The organism is Pseudomonas costantinii (assembly GCF_001870435.1).
In the GTDB taxonomy this organism is placed as follows: domain Bacteria; phylum Pseudomonadota; class Gammaproteobacteria; order Pseudomonadales; family Pseudomonadaceae; genus Aquipseudomonas; species Aquipseudomonas costantinii.
In genome coordinates, this window is sequence record NZ_MDDR01000037.1 from 111035 (window position 1) to 129564 (window position 18530).

Sequence of the window (18530 nt, forward strand, 5' to 3'; positions counted from 1 at the left end):
ACGTATGCATGGGCAAGGATTGCCAAGGTTTTACCCTGATCGAGTTACTGATCGCTGTAGCGATCATCGCGTTCCTGGCCGGGATCGCTTACCCCGGCTACACCCGACACGTGAAAAAGGCTTACCGCGCAGAAATCGTTGCGTTATTGACTGAGCAGGCTCACTACCTGGAGCGCTTTTATACGCGCAACGGCACTTTTATTGATGCAAGCGGCGTCAGCGAGGGTAATGATCGCTATAGAATCAGCGCTGCATTGAACCCGCAGGGATTTAGTCTGGCTGCGACGCCAATCGTCGGTTCAGTCATGGAGGGTGACCCTTGCGGTGAGTTCAGCCTGACCAGCGTCGGTGTGCGAAGCAATCCGGGGGCGGCCCCTGAAACATCGCGCAAGATGTGCTGGGGGCAATGATGAGAGTGCTGGATGATTGGGCGCCGGGTGCGCTTTTCCCTTTTTATCGGCTGGATCGAATGATGGCTAAGCAACAGCAAGTGGTGATTGTCGGTGGCGGAGTAATCGGGTTGTTGACGGCGTTCAACCTGGCCACTCAAGGGAAGGCAGTCGTGCTGCTGGAGCGTTCGGGGCTCGGGCAGGAATCTTCCTGGGCCGGTGGTGGAATTGTCTCGCCACTGTATCCGTGGCGCTACAGCCCGGCGGTCACTGCGCTGGCCCATTGGTCCCAGGATTTTTATCCGCAACTGGCTGAGCGGTTGTTCGCCGCCACGGGTGTTGACCCCGAGGTTCATACCACAGGTTTGTACTGGCTCGACCTGGATGACGAGGCCGAAGCACTTGCCTGGGCAGCCCGTGAAGGTCGGCCATTGAGCAAAGTGGATGTATCGGCCGCCCATGATGCAGTTCCGGTGCTGGGGGGCGGGTATTCCCAAGCGATCTACATGGCAAATGTGGCCAATGTTCGCAACCCGCGTCTGGTCAAGTCCCTCAAGGCAGCGCTGTTGGCGCTTCCTGGCGTGACCATTCATGAGCAGTGTGAAGTGGGCGGTTTTGTTCTCGACGGCGACAATGTAGTGGGCGTGAATACGGCCACGGGCCCGATCCTTGGCGATCAGGTCGTGCTGGCAGCAGGTGCCTGGAGTGGTGAGTTGCTGGGCAAACTGGGCTTGTCGCTACCTGTAGAGCCGGTTAAAGGCCAAATGATTTTGTACAAATGCGCGCCGGATTTCTTGTCGAGTATGGTCTTGGCTAAAGGGCGCTATGCGATTCCACGGCGTGACGGGCATATTCTGATTGGCAGCACGTTGGAGCATGAGGGGTTCGACAAGACGCCAACCGAATCGGCATTGGAAAGCCTCAAAGCTTCAGCTGTGGAGTTGATTCCCGCATTGGCGGACGCCGAGGTAGTAGGTCACTGGGCCGGTTTGCGGCCCGGCTCACCGGAGGGTATCCCTTATATCGGCGAGGTTCCTGGCTTCAAAGGGTTGTGGCTCAATTGCGGGCATTACCGCAATGGCCTGGTACTCGCGCCTGCATCCTGCCAGTTGTTCGCCGACTTGTTACTGGGGCGCTCACCGATTATCGACCCGGCGCCCTATGCGCCCGGAGGTCGTGTCAACGCTGGATAGATTTTGGCCCTTGTTCCAAATGCGCTTGGGTGCAGTACCACTCTTGGCGTGAACTCAGTGCCCGGTCCTGTGGCAAGTGGACGCCGCAGTGTGCACAGCGCACCATCAAGGCTGCATCGGGCTCGCCGGATCGCTGCTGTTTAGCGGCCGGGCTTTTGAATTTGCGCCAGAACCATACTGCGGCAGCAATGACGGCAATCCAGAACAGTAGACGAAGCATGATGGGCAGTTTCTCGATAAGGAATGGGCCAGTTTAGCCAAGGACGTCGAAAGCGCACAGCGTAATAATGAGCCGCATAAAAAAGGGAGCCTTGAGGGCTCCCTTTCTGTATTGCGTCGACAGATCAGTCGAAGACGCCGAACGTCATGTAGCTGAACCACGAGCGGTCCTGATTGTTGCCAAGGGCCTGTGGTGCTTCTTCCTGGATCACGTCGCCGTTTGCGTCACGCGGCTTGAGCTCCGAAGGAATGGCTTCCTTGGCGTCCTGGAACTGCTTCATCACGTCCTGGTTGGCGCGGGTTTCGCCCGGCGGCAGCGGTGGACGGGACTCGATCAGGCCCAGGGTGTATTTGCTCAGCCACGAACGGTTGTCCGCTTCGGCAACCTGAGGCACGAACTGGCCGTCTTTCAGGCTTGGATGGTCCGGGTAGTTGAGCTTCAGGGTTTCCAGGCTGGTGGTCGCCAGGGCGTCCAGGTGCAGGCGCTGGTAAGCCTCGGTCATCACCGCCAGGCCGTCACCTACCGATGGGGTTTCCTGGAAGTTTTCCACTACGTAACGACCACGGTTGGCAGCAGCGACGTACGCCTGACGGGTCAGGTAGTAGTGGGCAACGTGAATTTCGTAGGCGGCCAACAGGTTGCGCAGGTAGATCATGCGCTGCTTGGCGTCCGGCGCGTAGCGGCTGTTGGGGTAGCGGCTGGTCAGCTGGGCGAACTCGTTGTAGGAGTCGCGGGCAGCGCCTGGGTCACGCTTGGTCATGTCCAGCGGCAGGAAGCGCGCCAGCAGGCCAACGTCCTGGTCGAACGAGGTCAGGCCCTTCATATAGTAGGCGTAGTCCACGTTCGGGTGCTGTGGATGCAGGCGGATAAAACGCTCGGCGGCAGACTTGGCAGCTTCCGGCTCGGCGTTCTTGTAGTTGGCGTAGATCAGCTCGAGCTGGGCCTGGTCGGCGTAGCGTCCGAACGGATAGCGTGACTCCAGGGCCTTCAGCTTGGCTGTGGCGCTGGTGTAGCTATTATTGTCCAAGTCTTTTTGAGCTAATTGGTACAGCTCGACCTCGCTCAGGTTTTCGTCGACGACTTCCTTTGTTGACGAGCAAGCAGCAGTCATGGCGAGGATGGCGATCAGCAGCAGGTGTTTCACTTGCATGGCGGCTTGCGTCCCTATGACGGCCGCTGTCTTGGGCGGGGCCGTCCTGTTATGATGAGCGCCCCGTTGAAAGCCTCGGGGCAAAAGACGCCGTATTTAACCACAAGCGCGCAGCCGAAACCAAAGGCTGTGCCACGCCTAGTCTGAGCATGTCCGATAAAATTGAACTTCGCGCAGAGGTGCCGTCCGAATTGGGCGGCCAACGCCTCGATCAAGTCGCCGCACAATTATTCGCTGAGCACTCGCGCTCGCGCCTTTCCGCCTGGATTAAAGACGGCCGCCTGACTGTGGATGGAGCGGTTATCCGCCCGCGAGACATAGTCCATGGCGGTGCGATTCTTGAGCTGACTGCCGAGCAGGAAGCCCAGGGAGAATGGATCGCCCAGGACATCGAGCTGGACATCGTCTATGAAGACGACGACATCCTGGTCATCAACAAACCCGCAGGCCTGGTGGTTCACCCGGCGGCTGGGCATGCTGATGGCACTTTGCTCAATGCCTTGTTGCACCACGTGCCGGACATCATCAATGTCCCGCGCTGCGGCATCGTGCACCGTTTGGACAAGGACACCACTGGTCTGATGGTGGTGGCCAAGACCATCCAGGCCCAGACGCAACTGGTCACGCAATTGCAGAGCCGCAGCGTCAGCCGGATCTACGAGTGCATCGTAATCGGTGTCGTGGTCGCGGGTGGCAAGATCAACGCGCCTATCGGTCGACACGGCCAGCAGCGCCAGCGTATGGCGGTGATGGAAGGCGGTAAGCAGGCCGTCAGCCACTACCGTGTGCTGGAGCGTTTCCGGTCCCACACGCACGTGCGTGTCAAGCTTGAAACCGGCCGTACCCACCAGATTCGCGTGCATATGGCGCACATTAACTTCCCGTTGGTCGGAGATCCGGCCTACGGCGGCCGTTTCCGTATTCCGCCGGCGGCCAGTGCAACCATGGTCGACTCGCTGAAAAACTTCCCACGCCAGGCGCTGCATGCACGTTTCCTGGAACTGGATCATCCGACGAGCGGTAAGCGGATGAGCTGGGAATCGCCTCTTCCGGACGATCTGGTCTGGTTGTTGTCGCTGCTCAAGCAGGATCGCGAGGCGTTTATCGGATGACTGACTGGCTGATTCCTGACTGGCCCGCGCCGGCCGGGGTGAAAGCCTGTGTCACCACCCGTGCGGGCGGCGTCAGTCTGGCGCCGTTCGACAGCCTCAATCTGGGCGATCATGTCGAGGATGACCTTGAGGCCGTTCTCGAAAATCGCCGTCGTCTCACCGATGCTTTTGATATTCAACCGGCATGGCTGCGGCAAGTCCACGGGGTGACCGTGGTCGAGGCGGATCCCGGCAGCATTGCCGAGGCCGACGGCAGTTGGACCAGCACCCCTGGGATCGCCTGCACCTCAATGACCGCAGATTGCTTGCCTGCGCTGTTCTGCAATCGCGCCGGTACCCGCGTCGCAGCGGCTCATGCCGGTTGGCGTGGCCTGGCGGCGGGCGTGCTGGAAGCAGCCTTCGAAAGCCTGGATGCCGAGCCTGCTGACGTCCTGGTATGGCTGGGGCCTGCTATTGGCCCACAAACCTTCGAAGTCGGCCCAGAAGTGCGTGAAGCTTTCATGCAGCAACTGCCGATCACCGTCGAAGCCTTTACGCCCAGCCGCAACCCCGACAAGTACATGGCCGACATCTACCAACTGGCACGCCTGCGCCTGGCTGCGCGGGGTGTCACCGCTGTGTACGGTGGCGGTTTTTGCACCGTGACCGACCCGCGCTTCTTTTCTTACCGCCGCAGTCCTCGCACGGGTCGGTTTGCCTCTCTTATCTGGCTTGAGCGCTAGACTCTTCTGATCTGCGTCAACTGTCCAAAGCTTGAATCTCCCAGAATCGACCACATCTATAGGGGTATCTGGCAGGCTTCTTCATTCAGGATGTGTTTCTCTACATAGCTCCGGCCTGCTCAAAAGGAAGGTGACTAATGCGTATTGATCGTTTAACCAGCAAATTGCAGTTGGCTTTATCTGACGCCCAATCTCTGGCTGTTGGCCTGGACCATCCGGCCATTGAGCCTGCGCACTTGATGCAAGCGCTCCTGGAACAGCAAGGCGGTTCCATCAAACCCTTGTTGATGCAGGTGGGCTTTGACGTCAACAGCCTGCGCAAGGAGTTGAGCAAAGAGCTCGATCAACTGCCGAAAATCCAAAATCCTACTGGTGACGTGAACATGTCCCAGGACCTGGCGCGTCTGCTGAATCAGGCAGATCGCCTGGCCCAGCAGAAGGGCGACCAGTTCATCTCCAGCGAGCTGGTGCTACTCGCCGCCATGGACGAGAACAGCAAGCTCGGCAAATTGTTGTTGGGTCAGGGCGTGAGCAAAAAAGCCCTGGAAAACGCCATCAACAACCTGCGTGGCGGCGAGGCGGTGAATGACCCCAACCATGAGGAGTCGCGCCAGGCCCTGGACAAATACACCGTCGACCTGACCAAGCGCGCCGAAGAAGGCAAGCTTGATCCGGTGATCGGCCGTGACGATGAAATTCGTCGCACCATCCAGGTGCTGCAACGTCGTACCAAGAACAACCCGGTACTGATCGGCGAGCCTGGTGTGGGTAAAACCGCGATTGCCGAAGGCCTTGCCCAGCGCATCATTAATGGTGAAGTGCCAGACGGCCTTAAAGGTAAGCGCCTGTTGTCCCTGGACATGGGGTCGCTGATCGCCGGTGCCAAGTTCCGTGGTGAATTCGAAGAGCGCCTGAAATCCCTGCTGAATGAACTGTCCAAGCAGGAAGGGCAGATCATTCTGTTTATCGACGAACTGCACACCATGGTCGGCGCTGGTAAAGGCGAAGGCTCCATGGACGCCGGTAACATGCTCAAGCCAGCACTGGCGCGTGGTGAGTTGCATTGCGTCGGTGCTACCACGCTGAACGAATACCGCCAGTACATTGAAAAGGACGCGGCCCTTGAGCGTCGTTTCCAGAAAGTGCTGGTGGAAGAACCGAGTGAAGAAGACACCATCGCGATCCTGCGTGGTTTGAAAGAGCGCTATGAGGTCCACCATAAGGTGGCAATCACTGACGGGGCGATTATTGCGGCGGCCAAGTTGAGCCATCGCTATATCACCGACCGCCAGTTGCCGGACAAGGCCATCGACCTGATCGACGAAGCGGCCAGTCGTATTCGCATGGAGATCGACTCCAAGCCGGAAGTACTCGACCGTCTGGATCGGCGCCTGATTCAACTGAAAGTCGAATCCCAGGCCCTGAAGAAAGAAGAGGACGAGGCGGCGAAGAAACGCCTGGAAAAACTCCAGGAAGAAATTGTCCGCCTGGAACGTGAGTATTCGGACCTCGAAGAAATCTGGACCTCGGAAAAAGCCGAAGTGCAGGGGTCTGCGCAGATTCAGCAAAAGATCGAGCAGTCCCGTCAGGAACTGGAAGCGGCGCGCCGTAAAGGCGACCTGAATCGCATGGCCGAGTTGCAGTACGGGGTGATCCCGGACCTGGAACGCAGCCTGCAGATGGTCGACCAGCACGGAAAGCCCGAGAACCAGTTGCTGCGCAGCAAGGTGACCGAGGAGGAAATTGCAGAAGTCGTCTCGAAGTGGACCGGCATTCCGGTGTCGAAAATGCTCGAAGGTGAGCGTGACAAGCTGCTGAAGATGGAGCACCTGTTGCACCAGCGCGTTATCGGCCAGGAAGAGGCGGTGGTGGCGGTGTCCAATGCGGTGCGGCGTTCGCGGGCTGGCTTGTCCGACCCGAACCGTCCGAGCGGCTCGTTCATGTTCCTCGGCCCAACCGGCGTGGGTAAGACCGAGCTGTGCAAAGCCTTGGCCGAATTCCTCTTTGATACGGAAGAGGCCATGGTGCGGATCGATATGTCCGAGTTCATGGAGAAACACTCGGTGGCTCGCTTGATCGGCGCACCACCAGGTTATGTGGGCTACGAAGAGGGCGGTTACCTGACCGAAGCTGTGCGGCGTAAGCCTTACTCGGTGATCCTGCTGGATGAGGTCGAGAAGGCGCACCCGGATGTGTTCAACATCTTGCTGCAAGTGCTGGAAGATGGCCGTCTGACGGACAGTCATGGGCGTACCGTGGACTTCCGTAATACGGTGATCGTGATGACGTCCAACCTGGGGTCGGCGCAGATCCAGGAACTGGTAGGCGATCGTGAAGCCCAGCGCGCTGCTGTGATGGATGCGCTGACCACCCACTTCCGTCCGGAATTTATCAACCGGGTCGACGAAGTAGTGATCTTCGAGCCGTTGGCGCGGGATCAGATTGCGGGTATTACCGAGATTCAGCTGGGTCGTCTGCGCAGTCGCCTGGCCGAGCGCGAGCTAGCCTTGGAGCTGAGCAGCGAGGCATTGGACAAGCTGATCGCGGTCGGTTATGACCCGGTGTATGGCGCACGGCCGTTGAAGCGTGCAATCCAGCGCTGGATCGAGAACCCGCTGGCGCAGCTGATTCTGTCGGGCAGCTTTATGCCGGGCACCAGCGTCGAGGCGACTGTGGAGAACGACGAAATCGTCTTCCACTAAGCGCAGTCTGTATGGCTATAAGAGGAGGCCCCGCATTGCGGGGCCTTTTTTTTCGATAGGGCGTTGAACTGTAAGGCAAAGGCTTGTAAAGTGCGCCCCGCAGCAACGTCAGCCCACGGGTTTCTTCTCCCCAAGAAGAAATCAGAAACAAGCGCAAATCATTGTCTTAAAAGCAATTTAAAGGGTTGACAGGGGTTTTTAAGATTGTAGAATAGCGCGCCTCAGACACATGAACGTAGCGATACGGACAAGTCGAAGAGAAGGTTACATAGCAGTAAAAGTTGTACTTTGAAATATGTAGTTCCGTGATAGCTCAGTCGGTAGAGCAAATGACTGTTAATCATTGGGTCCCAGGTTCGAGTCCTGGTCACGGAGCCAATTTCAAGCCGGGGTATAGCGCAGTCCGGTAGCGCGCCTGCTTTGGGAGCAGGATGTCAGGAGTTCGAATCCCCTTACCCCGACCATATTTGGGTCGTTAGCTCAGTTGGTAGAGCAGTTGGCTTTTAACCAATTGGTCGTAGGTTCGAATCCCACACGACCCACCATTTTTGAGACCAGTTAACGCTGGAATCGAATCTTAAGATCAGAGGCCAAAAGCGCTGATCGAAGAAGGCGACTGAAAGGTCGCCTTTTTATTACCGGGGTATAGCGCAGTCCGGTAGCGCGCCTGCTTTGGGAGCAGGATGTCAGGAGTTCGAATCCCCTTACCCCGACCATATTAAAAATCCTCGTATCGAAAGATACGGGGATTTTTTTTGCCTGTTTTTTAGTCTGGCTTGTGCAAATTCCAAACAGATATTGTGCTGATTGGTGCGTTGGTGCTGCGGTAACGGCCTCCTAGACTGGGCTCTCCGGCTAATCACTCCAACAGGAATTCGCATCATGACTCAGACCGCTTCTTTCCTTGCTGCTCAACCCGTTCGCTCGTTGCCTGCGCTGCTCAAGTCCACCCTCGTTGGCCTGGGCATGATGATGGGGCTCGGTCAATGTGCTGTCGCTGCCGAAACTGCCGCGAATCAGCAGCCGACCATTCGCGCCATGTTGGGCGCCAAGCCGATCGACCGACTGGACCCGAAAACCACCGCTTTATTGGTGATCGACTTCCAGAATGAATATTTCACCGGCCGCATGCCGATCCCGGATGGTATGAAAGCCCTGGAAAATACCCAGCGTTTGATCAAGTTTGCGGACAAGGAACATATTCAAGTCATTCATGTGCAGCACATCGCTCCGGACGGCGCGGCTGTATTCGCGAAGAACGGTAAGACGGTGGATTTTCACCCGCTGATGAAGCCACGGCCGCAGGACAAGCTCGTACAGAAGACTACGGTCAGCGTATTTGCCAGCACTGACCTGGATGCCCAATTGAAGAAAGCTGGGGTCAAGACCCTGATTATCTCGGGCCTGATGACCCACGCCTGTGTCGCGGGCGCTGCCCGGGACGCCGCGCCGATGGGTTATGACGTTGTGGTAGCATCCGATGCCAGCGCCACTCGAGCGATTACCCGTGCCGATGGCCGCTCGGTGACCAAGGATGAGTTGCATAACTCGGCACTGGCTGAAATCGAAGACACCTTCGGCTCGGTGTTGACCGCCTCGCAAATTATCGCTTTGCCGGTTAACTGACTCCCCTGACCAGCTTGGGATCGCCTGTTTCATGAACCAGTTATCTGCCATGCGCGCCTTTCGGTGCATCGTTGAAGCCAAGGGCTTTTCTGCAGCGGCAGAGCGTTTGGATACCACCCATTCGACGATTTCCCGGCAGTTGCAACAACTGGAGATTGAACTGGGCGCCCAACTGATCAATCGCAATACGCGGCGTTTCAGTCTGACCGCTGCTGGGGAGCAGTACTACGCGGCATGCGTCGACATCCTTGACCGTGTCGACGCAGCATCCCAGGTTATTGCCCAAGGGCACCAACGTCCTGAGGGTTTGCTGAGAGTCAGTGTGCCACTGGTGGTGGGGACCTTGGATCTGCCGCATTGGCTGCCGGGTTTTCAGCGGTGCTATCCCGATATTGAGCTTGAGTTGTGTTGTGATGATCAGTTCGTCGACCTGGTCGCCAACGGATTTGATGTCGCGGTGCGTATCGCCAGTGTCCTGGCGGATACCTCGCTAGTTGCACGCACGTTGACGGTTTCCAAGCAGGTATTGGTGGCTTCGCCGGGTTATATCGGTCGCCATGGCTTGCCCCGTTCGGCCCAGGAGCTCGACCAGCATCGCTTGCTGACCTTCATTGGTGCTTCTTCGGATTGGGAGCTGAGCGCAGCGCGTGGTGGGGCGGTCAAGGTCACGCCATCTGGACGCTTCAGAACCAATACGATCAGTGCGTTGCACGCGGCCACGTTGGCAGGTGCGGGCATTTCATGTTTCACCCAGGCCACGGTGCGCAATGAGCTTGCGCAGGGGCAGCTTGTCCGCATTCTGCCCAATTATTCGTTAGGCGAACGGCACTACTACGCCCTCTATCCGCAGTCTCGGCATCTGGCGCCGAAGGTGCGGGCGTTTGTCGACCATATAGCTGAGTTTTACTCATCCCAATAAAAAATCCCCCTATTTTTCGATAGGGGGATTTTTGCAATAGCGCAGTCGATCAATGCAGCTTGAGCCTCGGCTCAGTCCCACGCCCGATCTTGCTGCCCAACATCAGCATCGCGGTGCGGAAAAAACCGTACAGCGCCATCTGGTGCATGCGGTACAGCGATACGTAGAACATCCGCGCCAACCAGCCTTCCAGCATCACGCTGCCGGTCAGGTTGCCCATCAAGTTACCCACAGCCGAGAACCGTGACAGCGAGATCAGCGAGCCATAATCGGTGTACTTGTAGGAGGGCAGGTCCTTGCCCTCGATCCGCAGCTTCAGCGATTTGGCCAGCAGCGAAGCCTGCTGGTGAGCTGCCTGGGCCCGTGGCGGTACATTGCGGTCGGTGCCCGGTTGCGGGCAGGCGGCGCAGTCACCGAAGGCGAAGATGTTTTCGTCGCGGGTGGTTTGCAGCGTCGGCAGCACTTGCAGTTGATTGATCCGGTTGGTTTCCAGGCCATCAATGTCCTTGAGGAAGCCAGGTGCGCGAATACCGGCTGCCCATACCTTGAGACTGGCTGGGATGACCTGGCCGCTGCTGGTGATCAGGGCGTCGGCAGTCACTTCGCTGACGGCCGAGTTAGTCAGCACGGTCACCCCGAGTTTCTCCAGGGTTTTATGCACAGGCCCGCCAATCCGCTCCGGCAGTGCAGGTAATACACGTGGGCCGGCTTCGATCAGGGTGATGTGCATGTTTTCCGGCTTGATCCGGTCCAAGCCATACGCCGCCAACTCATGGGCGGCGTTGTGCAGCTCGGCGGCCAGCTCAACCCCGGTAGCACCGGCACCGACGATGGCAACGCTGATGTTTTCTTCCGTGTCGGTCTGGCCCGCATGGGCGCGCAGGTAGTGGTTAAGCAACTGCTGATGGAAGCGTTCGGCCTGTTTGCGGGTGTCGAGGAACAGGCAGTGCTGCGCCGCGCCCTCGGTGCCGAAGTCGTTGGTGGTGCTGCCGACTGCAATCACCAGGCTGTCATAGCCCAGCACTCGTGCAGGCACCAGTTCCCGGCCTTCTTCGTCGAGGGTGGCGGCCAACTGAATTTTCTTCTGTTCACGGTCAAGCCCGCTCATGCGCCCCAGCTGGAACTCGAAGTGGTTCCATTTGGCCTGGGCGACATAATTGAGTTCGTCTTCCGAAGAGTTCAGTGAGCCGGCGGCCACTTCGTGCAACAGGGGCTTCCAGATATGGGTCAGGTTGGTGTCCACCAGCGTGATGCTGGCGGTGCCGCGCTTGCCCAGAGTCTTACCGAGGCGGGTAGCCAACTCCAGGCCGCCGGCGCCGCCGCCGACGATAATAATACGATGGGTCATGGGGATATCTCGCAAGGCTAAAAGAAATCGGAGCAGTTACCCCCGCGAGCGCCAGGCAGCTCATAGCGTCAGGTAACTCAAAAGGCGGCTCAGCAGACCGAGCCCGATCACTGCTACCAGCACCACAACCAGGAGCAGCCATGGCCTGAAAGGCTTGCGCTCGACTCGGTTCTGGGAGAGTTGCAAGTACTCTTCGACATGCTGTTGGTCATCAGGGTTCAGGCGGCTGGTCATAAAGGCCTCGTCGGGTAGACGTTGCAAAAGGGCGCCACGTTACAGTCAGGGAATCGGCGGTATCGCCACAAGCGTAGCCTGTGCCCCGGTCACAGGCTGATGCCCACGTCGAATACTATGCTGCGCCCCAAGTTGTTGCGCAAGAAGTCCGGCGCATCCGGGTGGGCAAACAGCACGCGTGCAAAGGTCGGCCCTACCAGTGATAACGAGCGCCAGCCCTGGCGCAGGTATTCGGTCGGTGGTGGAAAGTGGCTGTTGAGGTCCAGTACTTCACGTTTGAGGCTGGTAAAGGCGATGAGATCCAGCTCCCCCAGGTCCATCCCGCGCTCTTTGTAGTTATGGGCCTTCTTACGCAAGGTCGGTGCCAGGCGTTGCAGAAACTCATGGGCCGGAATGCGTCGAGGCTTGGCTTCGCGTCGCACCAGTTGGCTCAGGGAAAACGCGCTACGTCGACGCAGTAACTCATCGCGCCATTCGTCATTCAGGCGCCGACCTTCATCCAGCACGAAAAATACCTCGAAACTGGCGTCGCGAAACAGCACGTCCGGAGGCTCTTGGCCGGCGGCGTGAAACTCCTCGGCACGGTAGGGCACATTCAAGCCTTGCAGCAGGCGCTGGCAGACCCAACGCTCACGCTCCCATTTGCGGGCATTGGACAGGAACGCGTTGGCTTGTTCGGCCGCTACGGTGAGCAGGCGCAAATAATCTGAGTCATCCATATTGGCAGCTTAGCGTTCAAATGATGACCACAGGAAGTCTTGCTTCAAAACGTCGGTGTAGACTGGCTACTCGACAGTAGTCCCAGGGATGAGGTGCGTAATGAGGTGTTTTGCAGTGGTGGTGCACCTGTGATCAGCGCTGCCGTGCTGGCGCCGGAGACGCTCAGTATCGGCTGGCTGCTATATGCGCCGGTGGTGATGTGGGCGATCCTGCGTTCGCCATGGGTTGAGTTGTTTGCCGATCGACGGCGCCAGCATTTGCTGTTCGGTACGGTGTTCGCGTTGTTCATGTTGTGGCTGGTACGGCGGGATTTCGATACAGGCGTTTCCTACCACTTTATCGGCATGACCGCCGTCACCCTGTTGCTCGACTGGCCCTTGGCAATTGTCGGAGGGCTAGCCGCACAGTTGGGGCTGGTATTGCTGGGGCGCCAGGATCTAGCCGCCGTTGGCGTCAATGGTTTGCTACTGATCGTACTGCCGGTGCTGGTCACCGAGGCCTGTGCGTCGCTGGTCGAGCGGGCGCAGCCGCGAAACCCGTTTGTGTATATCTTCTGTTCCGGTTTTTTTGCCGCCGCGCTGTCGGCGCTGCTCTGCCTGCTGGTGGGGTTGGGGCTGTTGTGGTTCGACGGCCGTTTCGCAATGCCCGAATGGTTGGAGGATTTCGTCGGTTACCTGTGGCTGATCATCTTCCCTGAGGCTTTTATCAACGGCATGGTCATTAGTGCCCTGGTGGTGTTTTGCCCTGAATGGCTGGAGACCTTCAACCGCACCCGTTACCTATCAGCGCCATGGAAGGATGACGATTCGCGGCGTTGACCCAGATCAAATACTGGGCAGCCGCGCAGGCCCATGCTCTGCGAAATTCTTCCAGGAGCTTGGATCATGAGTGTGTATGAGTGGGCACGGCAGGAGTTGCGCAGAAGCCAGGACGCAGCACAGGAAATCGGTTTTGACCCCGGCTTGACCCTGCGTGCCATGCTCAGTGCGGTGGTGCAGCAGAGCAAGGGCGTGCGCAGTTTTGAAGACTTGGCCGACGAACTGCAATACCTTGCAGAGAACCTCGACGACCAGCAGGAATACGCTTTTATGCGCCCTTAGTGGCGCGGCGGCAGGTCTTCGGAAAACAGCTCGTCTTCGGCATCCGGGGCCACCGGGATCTTGTGTTCTTCAGCGGCCCAGGCGCCCAGGTCGATGAGTTTGCAACGGTCCGAGCAGAACGGTCGGTTGAGGTTGGTCGCTTTCCATTCCACGGGTGCGCCGCAGGTTGGGCAGTCGACGGTCAAGGGTTGGCTCATGATCGGCCTCCACGCAAAGTAAGGTAAAAGTGGTGCAGTCGCTCGACCTCGCTGTGCAGCCAGGCGAGGTCCTTGTCATTGACCAGCACGTCATCGGCATGGTTCAGGCGGTCTTCGCGGCTGGACTGGGCCTTCAGAATCGCCTGCACCTGTTGTTCGCTGATGCCATCGCGCTGCAGGGTACGCTGAATCTGTAGCGATTGCGGCACGTCGATCACCAGGACGCGCTGGGTCATGCTGTGTTGGCCGGATTCGATCAGCAGCGGCGACACAAGGATCGCGTAAGGCGACCGGGCGCGGGCCAGGTGGCTGCGAATCTCATCGCCAATCAATGGGTGCAGCAAGGCTTCCAGCCAACGGCGCTCTTCAGGTACTTCAAAGATCAGCTTGCGCAGCGCGGCGCGGTCCAGTTGGCCGTCGGGCTGCAGCACGCCGGCACCGAAATGTTCGGCGATGCGCGCCAGTGCCGGTCGGCCGGGCTCGACCACCCAGCGGGCGGCATGGTCGGCATCGACCAGGTCAATGCCCAAGTCAATAAAGTGCTGGGCAGCAGCGCTTTTGCCGCTGCCGATGCCACCGGTGAGGCCAAGAATCCAGGGTGTTGCGACAGAGGTGGTCATCTGAAACCGACAGACTGCAAATAGAAGTCGCTTATTTGACCACCCCAGAGCAATGCAATCCAGCCGGCAATCGCCAGACATGGACCAAATGGCATCGGTGTCGATGCCTGGGACCCGCGCAAGCGCATCAGGATCAGGCCGGCCAGTACCCCGAGCAGCGACGACATCAGCAGCGTCATCGGCAGAATCTGCCAGCCTCCCCAAGCGCCGAGCAGTGCCAGAAGCTTGAAGTCGCCATGGCCCATGCCGTCCTTGCCGGTGACCAGTTTGAACAGCCAAAACACTGTCCACAGGCTCATATACCCAATCACCGCGCCCCACAGGCCGTCGTGCAGGGTCACCAGTAAATCAAAGCCGTTAACGATCAGCCCCAGCCACAACAGTGGCAGTACCAATACGTCCGGCAACAGTTGGTGATCCACATCGATCAGGCTCATCGCCAGCAAGCCCCAGCTCAATAGCATCACCGCACCTGCTTCCCAGCCAAAGCCGAAGCGCCAGGCAACCAGGGCTGAGGTCAGCGCGCATGCCAGTTCTGTGAGCGGGTAGCGGGTGCTGATACGCTCATGGCAGCGTGCGCAGCGCCCCCTGAGCATGACGTAGCTGAGCAGGGGGATATTTTCCCAGGGGCGAATCGGCTGGTTGCAATGCGGGCAGCAGGAGTTGGGGTGGGCAAGGTTGTAAGTGGGGCCTGCGGGATCTGCCGGTAGGCCGAGGACTTCCTGGGCTTGGGCGCGCCACTCCCGCTCGAGCATTTTCGGCAGGCGCCACACCAGTACATTGAGGAAGCTACCGATGATCAGGCCCAACACCAGTGCCATCCCGACAAAGAGCCAGGGGTGTTCACCCAGCAGCAGGCTCAAAATGCAGTACCCAGTTGGAAGACCGGCAGGTACATGGCGATGACCAAGGCACCGACAATGCCTCCCAGTATCACCATGATCAGTGGCTCCATCAGGCTGGTGAGGTTATCGACCAGATTCTCCACGTCGGCCTCATAGTGATTGGCGACCTTCTCCAACATGCGGTCCAGGGTGCCGGACTCTTCCCCAATCGCCGTCATCTGGATCGCCATGCCGGGAAACAGACCGCTGCTGGCCATGGATTGATTCAACTGCATGCCTGTTGATACATCGTGACGCATATGTTCGATCGCCTGTTTGAACAGTCCATTGCCGGCCGCACCCGCCACGGAGTCCAGAGCCTGCACCAGCGGAACGCCCGCTGCAAAGGTCGTCGAGAGTGTGCGGGCGTAGCGGGCGACGGCTGATTTTTTCAGCAGTGTGCCTGCCAGGGGGACGTTCAACAAACCTGCATCCAGCCAGTGGCGAAAACCAGGAGACAGTCGATAGGCCTGGCGCAGCCCGACAATTGCCGCGCCCACGCCTAGCGCGACCATCCACCAGGCGCGCTGCAGGAATTCGGACAGGGCAATGACAATCAAGGTGAAGCTTGGCAACTTGCCGTCGACCCCGGCAAACAGGGTCTGGAATTGCGGCACCACGTAAATCAGCAGGACCGTACTGACCAGGCCCGCAACCACGATGACTGCGATGGGGTAGGTCATGGCCTTCTTGATTCGTGCCTTGAGCTGCTGGCTCTTTTCCAGATGAATCGCCACTCGCTCCAACAGGGTTTCCAGGGCGCCGGCCTGTTCGCCAGCGGCAATCAGGTTGCAATACAGGTCATCGAAGTAGCGCGGCTGTTTGCGCAACGCTGTTGTCAGGTTATTGCCGGCGGCGATCTCCTGTTTCAATCCCTTCACCAGTTCGCGCATCAGGTGGTTGTCGAAGCCTTCACGGATAATGTCGAAGGCTTGCAACAGTGGTATGCCAGCCCTGAGCAATGTCGCCAACTGGCGGGTGAACAGGGCAATATCGGCGGGCTTTATCGGCGGCGCGAAACTTGGCAGGCGTGAGGACTTTTTGCGTACCCGGCTGGGGCAGATTCCTTGCTGGCGCAGTTGCGCCTTGATCAACGCAAGGTTATTGCCGGCGGTCTGCCCGGATACCCTGCGTCCTTTGCGGTTGGTGCCTTCCCAAGCGTAGATCGTTGAGGCGTCATTCATGTCACGTTTCCGCACACAGGTAGTGGAAGATTTATAGCTTAGTCAGGTGACGGATTTGGACAGGCGGGTGGTGAACGATAAAATGTCAGATTGTGCGTCTTGTGCGCATTTGGCCGCTCGCGGATGAGTACACTGGCGCCGCTGCAAAATGCAGGGCGCAGGACGCGCCTTGTTATGGGTTCTATTTCTGGAGAGTGAATGTGATGCGTCAGAAAGGCTTTACCTTGATCGAGTTATTGATCGTCGTGGCAATCATCGGCATTTTGGCCACTATCGGTTTGCCCATGTACACCAAGCACCAGGCCAAGGCCAAGTTCACGGCGGGGTTAGCTGAAATCTCCGCGTTGAAGGCCGGCTATGAAGACACCATCAACCAGGGCACCGTACCAACCCTGGCCTTGATCGGCGGCACCAGTCCCACCGCCAACTGCAAGATCGACGTGGCAGGAGATATCGCCACCGGTGCGGGCTCTATCAGTTGTGAAATACTCGATGCGCCGGCACCTGTGCTGGGCAAGACCATCACGTTGACGCGCAGTGCCACCACGGGCTGGAAGTGTGCTACCACGGCTGACGCGCAATACGTCGCCAAGGGTTGCGGCGCCGACGGCGCATAACGGCAACTGGGCGGTAGGCGAGTTAGTTGCCGCATGCCCAATGCGGTGCTAGCTTTAGCCCACCGCCCGTGTAGCTCAGCCGGTAGAGCAGCGCACTCGTAACGCGAAGGTCGCAGGTTCGATTCCTGTCTCGGGCACAAAGGCAGCACTGTTTCAAAGGCAACGTTTTCAGATGATCCCAGAATGGTTCTGAAGGCCAGATGAGTCGGCATTCCGTGCCCACTCTTTTGTATCTGCGCAACCTTGATGACCCAGATGCATCCCCATTCCTCGATCTAAGAGAACAACATGACCACACAAGAAATGACCCAGGAAGCGCGGCACGAAGCAGCCCTCAAAAAGTATGTCGCGGAGTCACCGGAACTGCTGGATGAGATCAAGGACCTGAGTGCCGATGATCAAAAGGACCAGATCCAATGGTCATTTGAGGATGAGGCCGAGGCCCAGGGCCTGCAGCCATGGGAGCTGACCCTCAAGTACACCTCCAGCCCCGAAGAGTTCGAGGCGGCGCGCCTGGCTTTGCACAAGGAGGCCGCCGAGGTGCTGGGCGTCGATTGGAACGAGTATTGCGGGATGAACAATCTCGCGATCTGAGGCACAACGGAAGGAGCGAGTACGCTCGCTCCTTCAGCTTTCTCAGATACTAAGCCGCATCGACAAATCCACCGCCTTCACATCCTTGGTCATTGCGCCGATGGAGATGTAGTCCACGCCGGTTTGCGCGATGGGCAGCAGGGTGCTTTCGTTGATCCCGCCGCTGGCTTCCAGCTTGGCCTTGCCGTCGTTCAGGCGTACGGCTTCACGCATGTCATCCAGGCTCAACTCGTCGAGCATGATGATATCGGCGCCCGCCGCCAGTGCTTCGCGTAGTTCCGCCAAACTTTCCACTTCGATTTCCACCGGCTTGCCCGGGGCGATCTTGTGGGCGGCTGTAATCGCCTGGGCAATACCGCCACACGCAGCGATATGGTTTTCCTTGATCAGGAACGCGTCGTACAACCCGATGCGATGGTTGTGGCAACCGCCGCAGGTCACCGCGTACTTCTGTGCCAGACGCAGGCCCGGCAGGGTTTTTCGGGTGTCCAGCAGCTTGACCTGAGTACTGGCGACAAAGTCCGCCAGGGACTGGGCGCGGGTTGCTACGCCTGACAGCATTTGCAGAAAGTTCAGCGCGCAACGTTCACCGCTAAGCAGTGAACGTGCCGGACCTTCGAGGTGAAACAGCACCTGGTTGGGGCTGACGCGCTCACCATCAGACACCTGCCAATGCACCGCGACCCGAGGATCGAGTTGGCGGAACACCGCGTCCACCCAGGCTGTACCGGCGATAACGGCTGCATCGCGGGTGATGATCGTGGCCTTGGCCAGCCGTTCGGCCGGGATCAACTGCGCAGTGATGTCGCCGCTGCCGATGTCTTCCAGCAGTGCGCGGCGCACGTTGGCTTCGATTTCGGCAGTGAGGTCGGCAAGACGGAGATTCGGCATAACAGGCTCCACAAACAAAGTGCCTCGATTATAGGGGCAGTGCGCCTCTGAACCCAGACTCCCTACTCATTTACCGCGCAATGGCAGAGTTTGCTGGCGCAACTGCAC

21 protein-coding genes and 5 tRNA genes are annotated in these 18530 nt (G+C 58.6%); 16 read left to right on the plus strand and 10 right to left on the minus strand.

Annotated features, from left to right (window positions below; all coding sequences use genetic code 11):
- The first annotated feature begins 8 nt into the window (after positions 1-8).
- Together BFL40_RS21890 and thiO are read left to right on the plus strand one after the other, a co-directional pair.
- The gene (locus tag BFL40_RS21890) at positions 9-410 is read left to right on the plus strand and encodes a type IV pilin protein (RefSeq protein WP_071485890.1); all 402 of its coding nucleotides are present in this window, start codon (positions 9-11) and stop codon (positions 408-410) included.
- Between the two features lie 62 nt (positions 411-472).
- Positions 473-1582, plus strand: coding sequence for a glycine oxidase ThiO (gene thiO / locus BFL40_RS21895; RefSeq protein WP_071485891.1), 1110 nt, complete (start codon positions 473-475; stop codon positions 1580-1582).
- Here thiO and BFL40_RS33225 read toward each other — a convergent pair.
- Both BFL40_RS33225 and BFL40_RS21900 read right to left on the minus strand, forming a co-directional pair.
- Positions 1569-1802 (minus strand): PP0621 family protein, encoded by a 234-nt coding sequence (locus tag BFL40_RS33225; RefSeq protein WP_074851675.1) that lies wholly within the window; start codon positions 1800-1802, stop codon positions 1569-1571. The genes thiO and BFL40_RS33225 overlap by 14 nt on opposite strands.
- 124 nt (positions 1803-1926) lie before the next feature.
- Positions 1927-2952: an outer membrane protein assembly factor BamD gene (locus BFL40_RS21900; protein ID WP_071485892.1), complete on the minus strand. Its 1026-nt coding sequence runs from the start codon at positions 2950-2952 to the stop codon at positions 1927-1929.
- 149 nt (positions 2953-3101) lie between these two features.
- Here BFL40_RS21900 and rluD point away from each other — a divergent pair, with 149 nt between their 5' ends.
- From rluD to BFL40_RS21945, 9 genes are all read left to right on the plus strand, one after another.
- On the plus strand, positions 3102-4064 hold the full coding sequence (gene rluD, locus BFL40_RS21905; protein WP_071485893.1) for a 23S rRNA pseudouridine(1911/1915/1917) synthase RluD: 963 nt from the start codon (positions 3102-3104) through the stop codon (positions 4062-4064).
- Positions 4061-4786, plus strand: coding sequence for a peptidoglycan editing factor PgeF (pgeF, locus tag BFL40_RS21910; protein WP_071485894.1), 726 nt, complete (start codon positions 4061-4063; stop codon positions 4784-4786). The genes rluD and pgeF overlap by 4 nt, the downstream gene beginning before the upstream one ends.
- A gap of 137 nt (positions 4787-4923) precedes the next feature.
- On the plus strand, positions 4924-7488 hold the full coding sequence (clpB, locus tag BFL40_RS21915; RefSeq protein ID WP_071485895.1) for an ATP-dependent chaperone ClpB: 2565 nt from the start codon (positions 4924-4926) through the stop codon (positions 7486-7488).
- 302 nt (positions 7489-7790) lie between these two features.
- Positions 7791-7866: transfer RNA gene (locus BFL40_RS21920), tRNA-Asn, on the plus strand.
- 9 nt (positions 7867-7875) lie between these two features.
- Positions 7876-7952, plus strand: a tRNA-Pro gene (locus BFL40_RS21925).
- 5 nt (positions 7953-7957) lie between these two features.
- A tRNA-Lys gene (locus tag BFL40_RS21930) sits at positions 7958-8033 on the plus strand.
- A gap of 94 nt (positions 8034-8127) precedes the next feature.
- Positions 8128-8204, plus strand: a tRNA-Pro gene (locus tag BFL40_RS21935).
- A 166-nt stretch (positions 8205-8370) separates the two neighbouring features.
- The gene (locus BFL40_RS21940) at positions 8371-9114 is read left to right on the plus strand and encodes a cysteine hydrolase family protein (protein WP_071485896.1); all 744 of its coding nucleotides are present in this window, start codon (positions 8371-8373) and stop codon (positions 9112-9114) included.
- Positions 9115-9145: 31 nt separating this feature from the next.
- On the plus strand, positions 9146-10033 hold the full coding sequence (locus tag BFL40_RS21945) for a LysR family transcriptional regulator (RefSeq protein ID WP_071485897.1): 888 nt from the start codon (positions 9146-9148) through the stop codon (positions 10031-10033).
- Between the two features lie 49 nt (positions 10034-10082).
- Here the strand turns inward: BFL40_RS21945 and BFL40_RS21950 are convergent, their stop codons facing one another.
- The 3 genes from BFL40_RS21950 to BFL40_RS21960 all read right to left on the minus strand — a co-directional run bounded on the left by BFL40_RS21950 (position 10083) and on the right by BFL40_RS21960 (position 12334).
- Complete coding sequence (locus tag BFL40_RS21950; protein ID WP_071485898.1) at positions 10083-11381, minus strand: NAD(P)/FAD-dependent oxidoreductase; 1299 nt, start codon at positions 11379-11381, stop codon at positions 10083-10085.
- 60 nt (positions 11382-11441) lie between these two features.
- Positions 11442-11615, minus strand: coding sequence for a DUF3094 family protein (locus BFL40_RS21955; RefSeq protein ID WP_016971625.1), 174 nt, complete (start codon positions 11613-11615; stop codon positions 11442-11444).
- 89 nt (positions 11616-11704) lie between these two features.
- On the minus strand, positions 11705-12334 hold the full coding sequence (locus BFL40_RS21960; protein WP_071485899.1) for a DUF1780 domain-containing protein: 630 nt from the start codon (positions 12332-12334) through the stop codon (positions 11705-11707).
- 129 nt (positions 12335-12463) lie between these two features.
- On the opposite strand from BFL40_RS21960, the gene BFL40_RS21965 reads away from it, so the two are divergent.
- Entirely contained in the window at positions 12464-13153 is a 690-nt protein-coding gene (locus tag BFL40_RS21965) for an energy-coupling factor ABC transporter permease (RefSeq protein ID WP_071485900.1), read from the plus strand.
- A 66-nt stretch (positions 13154-13219) separates the two neighbouring features.
- Positions 13220-13435, plus strand: coding sequence for a hypothetical protein (locus BFL40_RS21970; protein WP_003171680.1), 216 nt, complete (start codon positions 13220-13222; stop codon positions 13433-13435).
- Here the strand turns inward: BFL40_RS21970 and yacG are convergent.
- The 4 genes from yacG to BFL40_RS21990 are packed head-to-tail and all read right to left on the minus strand — an operon-like array spanning position 13432 to position 16320.
- Complete coding sequence (gene yacG, locus BFL40_RS21975) at positions 13432-13632, minus strand: DNA gyrase inhibitor YacG (protein WP_003188437.1); 201 nt, start codon at positions 13630-13632, stop codon at positions 13432-13434. The two genes, BFL40_RS21970 and yacG, sit on opposite strands and share 4 nt — an antisense overlap.
- A complete protein-coding gene (coaE, locus tag BFL40_RS21980; protein WP_071485901.1) occupies positions 13629-14252 on the minus strand; it encodes a dephospho-CoA kinase in 624 nt (207 codons plus the stop codon). The genes yacG and coaE overlap by 4 nt, the downstream gene beginning before the upstream one ends.
- Positions 14249-15115 (minus strand): prepilin peptidase, encoded by an 867-nt coding sequence (locus BFL40_RS21985; RefSeq protein WP_071485902.1) that lies wholly within the window; start codon positions 15113-15115, stop codon positions 14249-14251. The genes coaE and BFL40_RS21985 overlap by 4 nt, the downstream gene beginning before the upstream one ends.
- Positions 15112-16320 (minus strand): type II secretion system F family protein, encoded by a 1209-nt coding sequence (locus BFL40_RS21990; RefSeq protein ID WP_071485903.1) that lies wholly within the window; start codon positions 16318-16320, stop codon positions 15112-15114. The genes BFL40_RS21985 and BFL40_RS21990 overlap by 4 nt, the downstream gene beginning before the upstream one ends.
- Before the next feature lie 203 nt (positions 16321-16523).
- Here BFL40_RS21990 and BFL40_RS21995 point away from each other — a divergent pair, with 203 nt between their 5' ends.
- From BFL40_RS21995 to BFL40_RS22005, 3 genes are all read left to right on the plus strand, one after another.
- Positions 16524-16937 (plus strand): pilin, encoded by a 414-nt coding sequence (locus BFL40_RS21995; protein WP_071485904.1) that lies wholly within the window; start codon positions 16524-16526, stop codon positions 16935-16937.
- A 64-nt stretch (positions 16938-17001) separates the two neighbouring features.
- A tRNA-Thr gene (locus tag BFL40_RS22000) sits at positions 17002-17074 on the plus strand.
- 151 nt (positions 17075-17225) lie between these two features.
- The gene (locus BFL40_RS22005) at positions 17226-17531 is read left to right on the plus strand and encodes a DUF6388 family protein (protein WP_071485905.1); all 306 of its coding nucleotides are present in this window, start codon (positions 17226-17228) and stop codon (positions 17529-17531) included.
- Between the two features lie 42 nt (positions 17532-17573).
- On the opposite strand, the gene nadC is transcribed toward BFL40_RS22005, so the two are convergent.
- Complete coding sequence (nadC, locus tag BFL40_RS22010) at positions 17574-18422, minus strand: carboxylating nicotinate-nucleotide diphosphorylase (protein WP_071485906.1); 849 nt, start codon at positions 18420-18422, stop codon at positions 17574-17576.
- Positions 18423-18530: the final 108 nt, after the last annotated feature.